Source organism: Actinocorallia aurantiaca, assembly GCF_039533685.1.
Classification (GTDB): Bacteria; Actinomycetota; Actinomycetes; order Streptosporangiales; family Streptosporangiaceae; genus Actinocorallia; species Actinocorallia aurantiaca.
The window spans coordinates 231,146-244,969 of record NZ_BAAATZ010000019.1 but is presented as its reverse complement, the minus strand read 5'-3'; the positions used below and the strand labels follow the sequence as shown (position 1 = coordinate 244,969).

The 13,824-nt window shown below is 71.8% G+C and carries 12 protein-coding genes; 5 read left to right on the top strand and 7 right to left on the bottom strand.

The genetic code is table 11. The features are described 5' to 3' along the window. Positions 1-38: 38 nt before the first annotated feature. Positions 39-1,571: a class I adenylate-forming enzyme family protein gene (locus tag ABD327_RS23300; protein WP_344452768.1), complete on the top strand. Its 1,533-nt coding sequence runs from the start codon at positions 39-41 to the stop codon at positions 1,569-1,571. A 4-nt stretch (positions 1,572-1,575) separates the two neighbouring features. On the opposite strand, the gene sigJ is transcribed toward ABD327_RS23300, so the two are convergent. Then, complete coding sequence (sigJ, locus tag ABD327_RS23295) at positions 1,576-2,463, bottom strand: RNA polymerase sigma factor SigJ (protein WP_344452766.1); 888 nt, start codon at positions 2,461-2,463, stop codon at positions 1,576-1,578. A 139-nt stretch (positions 2,464-2,602) separates the two neighbouring features. On the opposite strand from sigJ, the gene ABD327_RS23290 reads away from it, so the two are divergent. The 3 genes from ABD327_RS23290 (at position 2,603) to ABD327_RS23280 (ending at position 5,799) form a co-directional block, all read left to right on the top strand. Next, the gene (locus ABD327_RS23290; RefSeq protein WP_344452765.1) at positions 2,603-3,748 is read left to right on the top strand and encodes a serine hydrolase domain-containing protein; all 1,146 of its coding nucleotides are present in this window, start codon (positions 2,603-2,605) and stop codon (positions 3,746-3,748) included. A gap of 10 nt (positions 3,749-3,758) precedes the next feature. Continuing rightward, complete coding sequence (locus tag ABD327_RS23285) at positions 3,759-5,219, top strand: MFS transporter (protein ID WP_344452764.1); 1,461 nt, start codon at positions 3,759-3,761, stop codon at positions 5,217-5,219. An 88-nt stretch (positions 5,220-5,307) separates the two neighbouring features. Continuing rightward, complete coding sequence (locus ABD327_RS23280) at positions 5,308-5,799, top strand: carboxymuconolactone decarboxylase family protein (RefSeq protein WP_344452763.1); 492 nt, start codon at positions 5,308-5,310, stop codon at positions 5,797-5,799. A 107-nt stretch (positions 5,800-5,906) separates the two neighbouring features. Here ABD327_RS23280 and ABD327_RS23275 read toward each other — a convergent pair whose 3' ends face one another. From ABD327_RS23275 to ABD327_RS23260, 4 genes are read right to left on the bottom strand one after another with little or no spacing between them, the layout of a single operon-like run. Continuing rightward, positions 5,907-7,097 carry an acyl-CoA dehydrogenase family protein gene (locus ABD327_RS23275; RefSeq protein ID WP_344452761.1) on the bottom strand — a complete coding sequence of 397 codons (1,191 nt, stop codon included), beginning with the start codon at positions 7,095-7,097 and terminating at the stop codon, positions 5,907-5,909. 32 nt (positions 7,098-7,129) lie between these two features. Next, complete coding sequence (locus ABD327_RS23270) at positions 7,130-8,089, bottom strand: acyl-CoA dehydrogenase family protein (protein ID WP_344452760.1); 960 nt, start codon at positions 8,087-8,089, stop codon at positions 7,130-7,132. Further along, positions 8,080-9,279 (bottom strand): acyl-CoA dehydrogenase family protein, encoded by a 1,200-nt coding sequence (locus tag ABD327_RS23265; RefSeq protein WP_344452759.1) that lies wholly within the window; start codon positions 9,277-9,279, stop codon positions 8,080-8,082. Before ABD327_RS23265 ends, ABD327_RS23270 begins: the two co-directional genes overlap by 10 nt. 58 nt (positions 9,280-9,337) lie before the next feature. Then, entirely contained in the window at positions 9,338-10,180 is an 843-nt protein-coding gene (locus ABD327_RS23260; protein ID WP_344452758.1) for an enoyl-CoA hydratase/isomerase family protein, read from the bottom strand. A gap of 80 nt (positions 10,181-10,260) precedes the next feature. Here ABD327_RS23260 and ABD327_RS23255 point away from each other — a divergent pair, with 80 nt between their 5' ends. Beyond that, positions 10,261-10,989, top strand: a complete 729-nt coding sequence (locus tag ABD327_RS23255) for a hypothetical protein (protein WP_344452757.1) — start codon at positions 10,261-10,263, stop codon at positions 10,987-10,989. Between the two features lie 191 nt (positions 10,990-11,180). On the opposite strand, the gene ABD327_RS23250 is transcribed toward ABD327_RS23255, so the two are convergent. Together ABD327_RS23250 and ABD327_RS23245 are read right to left on the bottom strand one after the other, a co-directional pair. Next, positions 11,181-12,371 carry an acetyl-CoA acetyltransferase gene (locus ABD327_RS23250; RefSeq protein WP_344452756.1) on the bottom strand — a complete coding sequence of 397 codons (1,191 nt, stop codon included), beginning with the start codon at positions 12,369-12,371 and terminating at the stop codon, positions 11,181-11,183. Position 12,372: 1 nt separating this feature from the next. Continuing rightward, positions 12,373-13,773, bottom strand: a complete 1,401-nt coding sequence (locus tag ABD327_RS23245) for an OB-fold domain-containing protein (protein WP_344452755.1) — start codon at positions 13,771-13,773, stop codon at positions 12,373-12,375. Positions 13,774-13,824: the final 51 nt, after the last annotated feature.

Sequence of the window (13,824 nt, the reverse complement as noted above, 5' to 3'; positions counted from 1 at the left end):
CACCCCGCCGCGTCCTCCCCTCCCCCAAGGGACCGCCGATGAACGCACCCCTTCCCGACCCTTCCACCCCGGGGCCGCACGCGGCCGGAGCGCCCCTCGGCACGCTCTTCGAGTCCGTCCTGGACGCCGAACCCGACCTGCCCTCGCTCGTCCAGGACGGCGACGTGCTCACCTACGGCGGCTGGTGGCGGGAGTCCGCGGCCGCCGCGAGCCTGCTGGACGAACGGGGCGTGCAGCCCGCGGACATCGTGACGCTGCTGCTGCCCTCCGGCCGGGCGTTCGCCGTCTGGTACCTGGCGGCGCTGCGGCTGGGCGCGGTGGTCTCGGCCGTCAACCCCCGCCTCGGCCCCACCGAGGTCGCGCACATCCTGGGCCGGTCCCGGCCCGTCCTGACCGTCACCGACACTCCCGAACGCGTCCCAGCCGGCGCCGTGGTGGACGTCCGCGAGCCCATCCCCCGGGGCGCGCCCTCGGTCGCCGGGGCGTTCGCCGCCGGGGACGGCGACCCCGCCGTGATCGTCTGGACGACCGGCACCACGGGGCTGCCCAAGGGCGCCTGGTTCGACCACGGCGCCCTGCGGTTCATCGGCGGCAACCTCGGCCCGCTGAGCGCGCCCTACGACCGCAAGCTCATGCCGGTGCCGTTCGCGCACTCCGGCTACGTCACCCGCGTCTACGAGCAGGTCGCCCACCGGTCCTCCCTCATCCTCACCCCGCCCGTCTGGAGCGCGGAGCACATGCTGGAGGTGCTCGAGCGGGAACAGGTGACGCTCGGCCAGGGCGTGCCGACGCAGTGGGAAAAACTTGTCATGCTGGATGAGCTCGACAAGGCGGACTTGTCGTCGCTGCGGTTGATAGCCACCGGCGCGAGCCGGGTGCCGCCCTCCCTCGTCACGCGGCTGCGCGAGCGGATCGGCTGCCAGGTGGTCGTCAGATACGCCAGCACCGAGGTCCCCCTGGCCTTCGGCACCCGCGTGAACGACCCGGCCGAAGTCATCGCGACCACCGTGGGCCGCCCCCTGGGCGGCGCGGAGGTGCAGATCCGCTCCCCGCTCGGCGAGGCGCTGCCCGCCGGAGCCGTCGGCCGGGTGCACCTGCGGTCTCGGGCGGCGATGCGCGGCTACTGGGACGACCCCGAGCGCACCGCCGAGACGATCGGCCCGGACGGCTGGCTCGCCTCCAGCGACCTGGGCTCCCTGGACTCCGACGGAAACCTGATGATCGTGGGCCGCGCCGACGACGCCTACCTGCGCGGCGGCTACAACGTCTACCCGTCCGAGGTCGAAGCGGCGCTGGCCTCCCATCCGGAAGTCGCCCGGGTGGCCGTCGTCGGCACCCCCGCCCCCGTCATCGGCGAGATCGGCGTCGCCTTCACCGTCCTCCGGCAACCGGAAGCGGCCACGGCCGAGGAGCTGAAGTCCTGGTGCCGTGACCGCATCGCCGACTACAAGGTGCCCGACGAGGTGGTGTTCGTCGCGGACCTGCCGGTCAACGCCACCTTCAAGGTGGACGTCACTCTGCTGCGCGAAGAGGCCGCCCGGATCATGAGCGGCGCTCCCCCGCGGACGTGAACGGTCAGGACGTCAGGTCGGCGAGGTCGAGGCGGGCCAGCCGCTCGGGGTCGGACAGGATGTCGATCGCGGTGATCCGCTCGCCGGCGACGGTGAAGCTCATGATCGAGAAGAGTTCGCCACCGACGGTGTTGACCAGCCCGGCCGCCCCGTTGACCAGCGCGGGCCGGACGGTCGAGAGGGTCGCCATGCGCTGGAAGGTGGCGGCCTGACCGGCCACCGCCTCGATGCCGCGCAGGACCTTCATGCCGCCGGGAAGCGCCTTCCCTCCGTCGGCGCGCAGCACCACGTCGGGGTCGAGGACGGCCACCAGGGCGTCGAAGTCGCCACTGCGCGCGGCGGCGAGGAAGGCGTCGACGACGCGCCGCCGCACAAGTGGGTCCGACTCCGGTTCGGGCACCTCGCCCCGTACCCGCTGACGGGCCCGGCTGGCGAGCTTCCTCGTCGCGGCCGGGGTGCGGTCGACGATCGGGGCGATCTCCTCGAACGGCAGGCCGAACATGTCGTGCAGGACGAAGGCGAGCCGCTCGGCCGGGTTCAACGACTCCAGCACCACCAGCAGCGCCAGCCCCACCGAGTCGGCGACCATCGCCTGCCGCTCGGGATCGGCTCCCTCCTCGCCGACGACCGGATCCGGCAGCCGGGACTCCAGCGGGTCCTCGCGTCGCGACCGGCGGGAGCGCAGCATGTCCAGGCAGACCCGCCCGACGACCGTCGTCAGCCAGCCGCCGAGGTTGTCGATCTCGTCGGCCTCCGAACGCGCGAGCTTCAACCACGCCTCCTGGACGGCGTCGTCGGCCTCGTTCAGGGAGCCGAGCATCCGGTAGGCGACCGCCTTCAGGTGCGGGCGGTGCCCTTCGAAGCGCCGAGCCAGGAAATCACGTTCGTCCATGTCCCATTCCTTCTTAGGTGTCTGCACCCATGACGAACGGAACTCCCGCAATGTGACACACCGATCCCGTCACACTCCCTGAAATCCACGCGTCATGCCTCCGAACACATCGACCCGACGATGATCGGAGCATCAGACGATGAACGAGATCGACATCCACGGAACCGTGGCCACCGGTTTCGAGGCGGTGCGTGAGGAGTTCACCGCCGTGGCGGCCGAGAACGGCGACACCGGCGCGCAGCTGGCGGCCTACATGCACGGCAGGCAGGTGGTCGACCTGTGGGCCGGGGACGAGGCCGCCGGTGACGCCCTGACCGGCGTCTACTCCTCCACCAAGGGCGCCTCCACTCTGGTGGCGGCGCTGCTGGTTCAGGACGGAACCCTCGAGCTGGACGAACCCGTCGCCCGGCACTGGCCGGAGTTCGCCGCTGCGGGCAAGGCCGGGATCACCTTGCGGGACGTCCTCACCCACCGTTCCGGCGTGATCGGCGTCGACGGCGGGTTCACCGCGCACGAGCTCGCCGACGACCAGACGATCGCCCGGCGCCTGGCGGAACAGCGGCCGTACTGGAGGCCGGGCTCGGCCCACGGTTACGGCGGGTTCGTGGCGTTCGCGATCGTGAACGAGGTGATCCGCCGTGTCACCGGCGGCTCCCTGCAGGAGGTCTTCGAGGAGCGGATCCGCACTCCCTACGACCTGGACCTGTACCTCGGTCTGCCGGAGGCGTTGGAGGACCGCTACCGGGAGATCCTGCCCGGCCTGGCGACTCCCGAGGAACTCGCCGCGTTCTGGGCGACCGTCCCCGGCCCGCACAGCATCACCGGGATCGGCTACGGCCTCAACTCCGCCCTTCCCCTGGACCAGGTCGCCTTCCTCAACGCCCGCCGGGTGCGCGCGCTCGGCCAGGCCTCCGCAGGAGGTGTGGGCAACGCCCGAGGCCTGGCCGCCCTGTACGCGGCCGCGGCCTTCGGTCTCGACGGCCGGGCCCCGCTGCTCAAGCCCGACACCCTCGGCGAGTTCGCCATGCTCCACTCGACCGGCGCCGACCTGGTCACCGGCCCCCAGGGACAGTACGCCCTCGGCTTCCAGGCCAAGGGCCTGCGCTACCCGTTCCTGGGCGCGAACGCCTTCGGCCACAACGGCTCGGCCGGCTCGGAGTCCTTCGCCGACCCCGTCAGCGGCATCGCGTTCGGCTACACCCGCCGCCGGTTCTCCTTCAACTGGTCGTATGCCGAGCATGACCGGCTGGCCGCCGCCGTCCACCGCGCCGCCACGGACTCCTGAGGAGACCCGGATGACCTCGCACACCCGAAGCACCGGGAAGAGCGGCCTGGCGCTGCCCGTCATCGCCGCCGCGCAACTGCTGCTCGTCATGGACGGCACCATCGTGACCGTCGGGCTGCCCGTCATAGGTTCCAGTCTGGGCATCGCCGAAGCCGACCTGGACTGGGTGCTCACCTCCTACGCGCTGGCGTTCGGCGGGATGCTGCTGGCCGGGGGCCGCATCGGCGACGTGTTCGGCCGCCGCAGGCTGTTCCGGATCGGGCTGGTGGTGTTCCTGCTCGCCTCCCTGCTGGGCGGCGCGGCGCAGAACGGCGGCACGCTGATCGCCGCGCGCGTGCTCCAGGGCGTGGGCGGCGCGATCGTCGCCCCCGCCGCACTGTCCTTGCTCGCCGACACCTTCCCCGCCGGGCCCTCTCGCAACAAGGCGCTCGGCGTGTACGGCGCGATGGGCGGTCTCGGCTCGGTCATCGGTCTGCTCCTGGGCGGCGCGCTCACCGAGTACCTGGGCTGGCGGTGGATCATGTTCGTCAACATCCCCTTCGCCCTCCTGGTGCTCGCGGGCACACTCGTCCTCGTCCCCGGCACCCGCAGGCGCGGCGGCGTCGACCTGCCCGGTGCGGTCGCCGTCACCTTCGCCCTCGGCTCCCTTGTCTACGCGATCAACCGGGCCGGGTCCGACGGGCTCGGCGACGGCCTCACCCTCGCCTTCGGTGCGGCCGCCCTCGTGCTGGCCGTCGCCTTCGCCGCGATCCAGCGCGGCGTCCGCGACCCGATGATGCCGTCCGGCGTCCTGGCCGACCGCGGCAGGCTCGGCGCCAACCTGGTCATGCTGCTCATGGGCGCGGGCCAGCTGGCCACCTTCTACTTCCTCACCCTCTACATGCAGTCGGTCAAGCACTACTCACCCATGATCACGGGGTTGGCGTACCTGCCGTTCGCGATCGGCATCGGCCTTGGCTCCGGCCTGGCCGGCCCCGCCCTGCAGGCCCGCACCTCCACCCGGAACGTCCTCGCGACCGGCATGGCGGTGGCCGCGGCGGCGATGGTCTGGTTCAGCCTGCTCACCCCCGACCAGAACGCCCTGTTCACCCTGCTCCCGGCCCAGCTGGTCGCAGGCGTCGGCCTGGGCATCGGCTTCGTCGCGGCGACGATCGGCGGCGTGCAGGGAGTCGCTCCCGAGGACTCGGGCGTCGCCTCCGGGCTCATCAACACCAGCCAGCAGATCGGCGGCGCACTGGGCCTGGCCACCCTGGCCACCGTCGCCGCCACCACCACCGCCGGCCGACCCGCGGACACGGCACTACGAGACGCCCTCACCAGCGGCTACACCACCGGCCTGCTCGGCGCCGCCGCGTTCTACCTGGCCGCTCTCCTCGCCGCGTTCCTCCTCCTGCGCCCCCGCCCGACAAGCCAGGGCACGGGACCCAAGCGGCCGGTCGCTCCCGAACGGGCGCCGAGCACGCGCGCGTGAATCGATCGCGAGTACCGGTCACATCCGTTCCTTGCGACCCGTCATAGCAGTGACGCACCACCAGAAATCACGAAAGGAAGACCTCACCATGACCACACACGAGACCCTTCAGTCCCGGCTGCCCAACCCCGCCGTGCTCGTCCCCGAACTGGGTCAGATCGCCGGAGCCCTGGCCAAGGCCACCGGGAACGGCTCGGTCCCGCGGACCACGATCAGCCTGGTTCAGCTGCGCGCCGGCCAGATCGTCGACAGCGCCTACCTGACCGCCCTGCACACCGGCGGCCTCCGCAAGGCCGGGGAGACCGAGGAGCGCATCACCGCCGTCGCCTCCTGGCAGGACGCGTCCTGCTTCACCGGCGCCGAGCGGGTCGCGCTGGCGCTGGTGGAGGCGGTCCTCACCGCCGCCCCGCACGGGGAGCGCGTCCCCGACGAACTGTACGCCCGGGCGTCCGAGCACTACGACGACAAGGCGCTCACCACGCTCATCATGGCGATCGGGCAGGTCTGCTTCTTCATCCCCCTCGCCCTCATCGGCAAGCCCCTCCCGGGAGTATCGCCCGCCCGGCAGTGGAGGGACTGACCTCGCCCGCCTCCTCCGCACGACCCCCGGCCCTCCATCGGCCGGGGGTCACCCCGTTTCCGCGGTGCGGTTCCACCGGCCGTCCCCGGAAGGAGACGGCTCGGGTGTCAGAGGCGGTAGTCCTCGAGGAGGCGGCGGCCGATGATCATCTTCTGGATGTCGGCGGTGCCCTCGCCGATCAGGAGCATGGGGGCCTCTCGGTAGAGGCGCTCGATCTCGGTCTCCTTGGAGTAGCCGTAGCCGCCGTGGATGCGGAAGGAGTCCTCGACGACCTCCTTGCAGTACTCGCCGGCGAGGTACTTGGCCATGCCGGCCTCGAGGTCGTTGCGCTCGCCGGAGTCCTTGCGGCGGGCGGCCATGACCATCATCTGGTGGGCGGCCTCGACCTTGGTGGCCATCTCCGCCAGGCGGAACTGCACGGCCTGGTGCTGGGCGATCTGCTTGCCGAACGTCTCGCGCTGCTGGGCGTAGGCGATGGCCAGCTCGAACGCGCGGTACGCCATGCCGCAGGAGCGGGCGGCGACGTTGACGCGGCCGACCTCGACGCCGTCCATCATCTGGTGGAAGCCCTTGCCGGGAGTGCCGCCCAGCACGTGCTCGGCGCCGACGCGGAAGCCGTCGAAGAGCAGCTCGGTGGTGTCGACGCCCTTGTAGCCCATCTTCTCGATCTTGCCGGGGATGGTCAGGCCGGGCGCGACCTCGCCGAAACCGGGGGTCTTCTCGATCAGGAACGTCGTCATGTTCCGGTAGACCGAGTCAGAACCCTCGTCGGTCACGCACAGCACCGCCACCAGGCTGGAGGAGCCGCCGTTGGTCAGCCAGTACTTCTGGCCGGTGATGACGTACTCGTCGCCGTCGCGGACGGCCTTGGTGCGGATCGCCGACACGTCCGAGCCGCAGTGCGGCTCCGACATCGAGAACGCGCCGCGCAGTTCCCCGGCGGCCATACGGGGCAGCAGCGACGCCTTCTGCTCGTCGGTGCCGTGCCTCATCACCATGTACGCGACGATGAAGTGGGTGTTGATGACCCCTGACACGCTCATCCAGCCCCGCGCCAGCTCCTCCACCACCAGCGCGTACGTCAGCAGGGACTCACCCAGGCCCCCGTACTCCTCGGGGATCATCAGCCCGAACACGCCGAGCCGCTTCAGCCCTTCGACGATCTCCGCCGGATAGGTGTCGCCGTGCTCCAGTTCGGTGGCGACGGGCAGGATCTCCTTCTCGGTGAACTCCGCCACCGCCGCGATGATCTCCCGCTGGACCTCGGTCAGTCCTTCGGTGCGCGCCAGACGTCTCATGCAATCCTCCTCAGGGGGCTGGGTCCACGTTCTCAGAAGGCGGCCGCGAGGTGTTCGGCGTGGTCCCCCGCAGTGCCGAACACCGTCTCCTGCACCCAGGCGCGCTTGAGGTAGAGGTGGGCCAGGACCTCCCAGGTGAAGCCCATGCCGCCGTGCACCTGGATGCCGGTGCGGCCGCTTCCCGCCGCCGCGTCGTCGGCGAGGAGCTTGGCGGTCGAGGCGGCCTCCCGCAGGTCGCCGGATGCGGGGTCGTCCGCCACCAGCGCGGCCACCAGCGTCGCGGCCCTGGCCAGGTCCGTCTTGACGAGAGACTCGGCGAGCAGGTGCTTGACCGCCTGGAAGGAGCCGATCGTCCGGTCGAACTGCATGCGCTCCTTGGCGTACCGGACGGCGAGGTCGAGCGCGCCCTGGGCGGCGCCGACCTGGAGGGAGGCCGTCAGGACCGCGCCCAGCAGCCGCCAGCGGGCCGCGTCCTCGGCCGTGCCGATCCGCTCGCCGTCCTCCGCCCGCACCGACACCCGGGCGACGGGGGTCAGCGGGTCCAGCGGCAGCGAGGCGGGGTCGGCCTGCGGGACGGGCAGGAGGAACAGGCCGCCGTCGTCGATCACGACCAGATGGTCGGCGTCCTGCGGGTGCTCGATCACCTGCAGGGCGTCTCGGGTGTCGAGGAGTGTGACGACCGCGTCGCCCTCGGCCGCTCCGGGCACCAGGCCCGCTGCCAGGAAAGTGCCGGTCACGGGGCCCGGCACGAGAGCTCGGCCGAGCTCCTCGAAGAGGATGACGGTGTCCGCTGTGCCCAGGCCCATGCCTCCGTCCTCCTCGGGCAGCGTCACCGCGAAGACGCCCATCTCCGCGAGGGCCTTCCAGGCGGAACGGTCGAAGGGCGCGCCGTCGGAGGCGGCGCGGAGCCGGTCGGGGGTCCAGGCGTCGGCCAGCCAGTCCCGCAGCGCCGCCCGCAGGTCCTTCTGGTCGGCGTTGAGCGTCAGGTCCACCGGGGCTCCTTGGGCAGGCCGAGCACCCGCTCGGCGAGGATGTTCTTCTGGATCTGGGAGGTGCCCGCCGCGACGGTGAAGGACAGGGTGTTGACGCGGTCCTCCACGACGCGGGCGTTGGACGCGCCCGGCAGGTCGCTCATCGCCAGCGCGGCGCGGCCCAGGACGTGCGAGGCCAGGTCGCCGATGCGCTGGCGGCTCTCGGTGAACCTCAGCTTGAACACCGACGCGCCCTGGACGGGGATCATCCCGGCCTGGGCCTCTGAGACGTTCTTGCGGATCAGCGACCACAGGCCGCTGACCTCGGCGGCAAGCCTGCCGACGTCCCGGCGCAGCGCCGCGTCGTCCCACAGGGTGCCGCCGCCCGGCGCGGGCGTCTTCTTCGCGATCGCGACGGTCTCCTCCAGCAGGTTGCGGGACTCGATCACGTCGGAGATGAACGCGGTGCCGCGCTCGAAGGAGAAGGTGACCATGGCGACCCGCCAGCCGTCGTTCTCCGCGCCGACCCGGTTGGAGACGGGCACGCGCACATCGTCGAGGATCAGTTCGCTGAACTCGCTGCTGCCCACGACGGTGCGCAGCGGCCGGACCTGCACACCGGGGGTGTCCATCGGGAGGATCAGCCAGGTGATGCCCTTGTGCTTCGGCGCGTTCGGATCGGTGCGCACCAGCAGCTCGCAGTAGTCGGCGACCTCAGCGTGCGACGTCCAGACCTTGCGGCCGTTGACGACGTAGTGGTCGCCGTCGCGGACGGCCGTCGTGCGCAGGGCCGCCAGGTCCGAGCCCGCGTCCGGTTCGGAGAAGCCCTGGCACCAGACCTCCTCGCCGCGCAGGATGCGCGGGAGGTGAGCGGCACGCTGCTCCTCGGTGCCCTCCACGATGATCGTCGGACCGGCGTGCAGGAGGCCGACGAAGTTGGCGCCGACGTAGGGGGCGCGGGCGCGGGCCGTCTCCTCCAGGAAGATCAGCTGCTCGGTCGGAGACGCGCCGAGCCCTCCGTGGTCGGCGGGCCAGTCGACGCCCGCGTATCCGGCGTCGAACAGCATGCGCTGCCAGGCGGTGTCGTACACGCGGCGGGCGGGCCAGTCGTCGCGGTCGGGCTTGTCGGGGAGGGCGGGCAGGACGTCGGCCAGCCAGGACCGCAACCGGTCCCGGAAGGCGACCTCCGAAGGGGTCAGACGCAGATCCACGAGAAGCTCCTGTGCCGGGGCATGCGCGATGCCGACAATCTACTGAGGGGCAAATCCGTCACCAGCCGCGGAACCGGGGCGGGCGGCGCTCCAGGAAGGCGCGCAGGCCCTCCTGCCCGTCCTCGCTGGTCATGTTGATCTCGGCGGCCATGGCCTCCTCGGACAGGCTCGCCGCGCGGTCGCCGTCCAGGGCCCGGTTGATCAGGCGTTTGCCGAGGCCGAGGGCGACCGTGGGCCCGGCCGCGAGGCGCGACGCCCACTCCGAGGCGGTCTTGGCCAGTTCGTCGGCGGGGACGACCCGGTTGACCAGGCCGATGCGCTCGGCTTCTGCGGCGGGAAGGTCGTCGCCGAAGAAGACGAGTTCCTTGGCCTTCTGCGGGCCGACGAGCCGGGCGAGCAGGTAGGCGCCGCCGCCGTCGACGACCAGGCCGCGCCGGACGAACACCTCGATGAACTTGGCGTTGTCGGCGGCGAGCACCAGGTCGCAGGCATAGGCGAGGTGGCAGCCGATGCCGGCGGCGGTGCCGTTGACCGCCGCGATGACCGGCTTCTCGCAGTCGAGCACCGCCGAGACCAGCCGCTGCGCGCCGCCCGCGATGGCTCGCGCCACCGACCCGGCGGGGCGGTCGGGCAGGTCCGGGGGCGGCGGCTCGGCGGAGGCGGACGAGGCGGCCAGGTCGGCTCCGGTGCAGAAGTGGCGGCTCCCCGCGCCGGTGAGCACCACGGCCCGCACCCGGGGGTCGGCGCTCGCCCCGGCCAGCCGGGCGATGAGCTCCTCACGCTGGGGGCCCGTGATGGCGTTGCCCGCGTGGGGGCGGTTGAGCGTCAGCTTCGCGACACCGTCCCCGCCCACCTCCCACAGCAGTTCGTCTTCCGGTGGTGCTTCGGGCTGTGCGGGCATGGGTCCGCCTTCCTGAGGGGCTGAGTGTAAATTATATAAAACATCATCAATCAGGGAAGCCCGGGGAGCGCGTGAACGACATGAACGACAAGGTCTACATCCACGAGTTCATCCACATCACCAAGCAGAACCGCGCCCGCTACATGCACCACATGACGGCCAACTGGAGCCCGATCGCCCAGGAGCAGCGGCACCAGCTCTGCTACGGCGTGTGGGGCGTGGTCGGCAGCACCGGCCCCTGGCCGCAGACGGTGAACATGTGGGAGGAGGACGGCTTCGACGGCCTCGCCTCGTCCTTCGGCCTGGAGTTCGGCAACAGGATCCTCCAGGATCCGGCCCTGGAGAAGTGGTGGGCCGCCGCCGCCGACCTGCGCTCCGGCGGCTTCGACCGGATCGTGGTCCCGCACCCGCGGACCCGCACCATCGAGCAGTTGTGCGCGGACGGAGCGGGCGGCGAGGTCTACGCCCACGAGCTCGTCAAGGTGGAGTCCGGCTCCGCCTGGCGCTTCCTGGACGCCGCCATGGAGGGCGCCGAAGCCGCGGAGTCCCGCACCGGCTGGAACCTCGTCGGCGCGTGGGCGACCGCGATGCAGAACCTCGACGAGTGCCTGCTCCTGTGGAGCATCCCCAGCTGGGCGAAGTGGGGCGCGGCCGAACGCGACCAGATCCGCGGCGACGACGCCCTCCTGTCCAAGGCGAGCGGCTTCGTCCGCGACCGGCAGCGCATCCTCCTCGTCGACGCCCCCCTGTCCCCCCTGCGCACCGGCCGCCAGCCCTCCCGCGAGGACCGTACGGATTGGACTGACTGATCGGAACAAACGACCGCAGCGAAGCGAGGATCGTTTGTTCCGCCCCGGGGGCCTGGGGGTCGTCCCCCAGACAGACAACACGCAACCGCAGCGAAGCGAGGATCGTTTGTTCCACTCCAGGGGCCTGGGGGTCGCCCCCGGAAGGCACGGACGGCGGCGGCCCCTCACTGCCGCCGCCGTCCGTGCCCGGTTCAGTTCGTGCCGAGGATCGACACGAAGCTCACCATCTCCCCCGGGTAGCCGCCCAGGTTGTGGGTCAGCGCCAGGGAGCGGGAGCCGTAGGTGGAGATGCGGCGCTCTTCGGGGGCTTCGCCGCGCAGTTGCAGCCAGGCCTCGAACATCATGCGCAGGCCGGACGCGCCCACCGGGTGGCCGAACGACTTGAGCCCGCCGTCGGGGTTGACGGGCAGTTCCCCGTCCAGGTCGAAGGCGCCCGCCAGGATCTGCTTCCAGGCGGTGCCGCGCTCGGCCAGGCCCAGGTCCTCGAGCAGCACCAGTTCGGTCGGGGTGAAGCAGTCGTGCACCTCCGCCATGGCCAGTTCGTCGGCGGGCGAGGTGACGCCGACCTGGGCGTAGGCGTCCCGGGCGGAGGAGGCGACCTCGGGGAAGGTCGTGTAGTCGTAGGCGGGGTCCATCAGGCCCGAGCCGTCGCCCGCGATGAAAGACAGCGCCTTGATGAACAGCGGTTTGTCGGTGTAGCGGTGGGCGTCCTCGGCCCGGACGACGATCGCCGCCGCCGAGCCGTCCGCGACGCCCGCGCAGTCGAAGACCGACAGGCCGCCCGCCACGGCGGGCATGGAGCACAGCTTCTCGACGGACATCTCCTTGCGGAACTGCGCGCGGGGGTTGCGGGCCCCGTTGGCGTGGTTCTTGGAGGCGATGCGGGCGAGGACCGTGCGCATCTCGCCGGAGTCGACGCCGTAGCGGCGGGCGTAGGCGGGGGCGACCATCGAGAACATCGCCGCGGCCGTCAGCGTGCGCTGGGTGCCGTCGTTCGGGATGGGGAAGGCGTTGAGCCCCTGGTACCCGGAGTCCTTGACCTTTTCCACGCCGACGGCCATCGCCACGTCGTAGGCGCCGGACGCCACCGCGTAGGCGGCCTGGCGCAGCGCTTCCGAGCCGGTCGCGCAGTAGTTCTCCACCCGCGTGACGGGCTTGTCCTTCAGCCGCAGCGGCTTGGAGAGGGTCAGGCCGCTCATGCCCGACTGTGCGGTGCCCAGCCAGTAGGCGTCGACCTGCTCCTTGTCGATCCCCGCCGAGGCGAACGCCTCCCCGGTGGACGCCAGGAGCAGCTCGTCGACACCCTTGTCCCAATGCTCGGTGAAGCGGGTGCAGCCCATGCCGACGATGGCCACCCGGTCCTTGATGCCGTGCGAGCCCATCTCAGCCCTCTTTCTCCGGCGCGGAGCCGCGCAGCGGCCTGGCCTTCCAGAAGTAGTCGTGGATCCCGTCGGAGGTGAACAGCCTGCGGAAGGTCGGCTCGACCCGCCCCCCGGCCTCGACTTCCCCCTCGTTCACGTCGGTGAGCTCGATGGGCAGCCGGCCGCCGCCGTCGAAGTCGACGACCGCGAACACCACGGGCGGGCTCGGCGAGTAGGCCAGCCTGTCGACGGTGAAGGCGACGATCGTGCCCGGTGTCGCGGCCATCGGAGCCGCGGCCTCGTCCAGTGGGGACGGCGGCATGCGCACCATGCCGTCTTCGCCACGGGAGCCGACGAGCCCGAACTTCCAGTCCCGGTTGCGGTTGGCGGCAGAGGAGGACGGGCGGGCGGGTTCGGGCCTGCGTGGCGGTTCGACCGGCAGCAGCCCGCGCCAGGCGAGGTAGGTGCCGTACGCGACGGGTGCGCCGGAGGCGATCTGCGCCCGCACCGTGCGTTCCACCCGGTGCTCCGCCAGCGCGGCGGTGGTGCGGAAGACGAAGGCGTCCGCGCCGTCGGCCAGAGAGAGCAGGACGATGACGCGGCCTTCGGCGGGGTCGGCTTCGAGCGCCGCGGCCAGCAGCAGCGCGGGCTGGGCGGCTCCGAGGTTGCCGACGGTGTCCTCCAGCCGGTCGGCGACGCGCTCGGCGGGCACGCCCGAACGGCCCGCGACCGCCTTGGCCGCCCGGCCGTGCAGGCCCGCGACGATGAGGGCGTCCACGTCCGCGACGTCGATACCGGCTTCTCCGAGGGCGAGTTTCAGCGCCTCGCCGCCGAGCGCGGTGTAGCGGGTCTCGCCGAAGCGCTCCTCCCACAACCGGGAGGCGTACTCTCCGGGCACCCGCCAGCGGTCGACGAACTCCTCCGTCACCGAGGAGCGTGCGACGAGCTCGGCGACGACCGGACCGTCGGCGTCGGAGCCGACGAGCAGGGCCGCCGCCCCGTCGCCTCCGGCCGCCTCGTCAGGGCCGCCGGGCAGCCCGCCGCGCAGGTCGGAGGCGACCACGAGCACCGGTCCTGTGGCGTCGCAGGCGGCTCGCAGCGCGCCGAGGGCGGAGCGGACGGAGCCGACGGCGTCGTAGGCGGGAACGTCCCTGCCCAGGCGCAGTGCCGCGTGGAGGGTCGTGGCGTTCGTGCGGTCGAGGTAGGGCGGTTCGGTGGTGGCGAACCAGAGGGCCCGCGGTTCGGCGGGGGCTCCGCGCAGGGCGGTCTGGGCCGCCGCGACGCCGAGGGTGACCGCGTCCTCGTCGTAGGAGGCGACGGTCCGGGTGCCCCGTCCCCCTCCCGTGCCCGCCACCGCACGGATGGCCTGACGGTCGAGCCTGCGGTGGGGCAGGTGGCCGCCCCAGGACAAGATTCCGCGCATGCAGCCATCCTAATCGTAGATTGCATAAAAGATCTAATCTGCAATTAGACT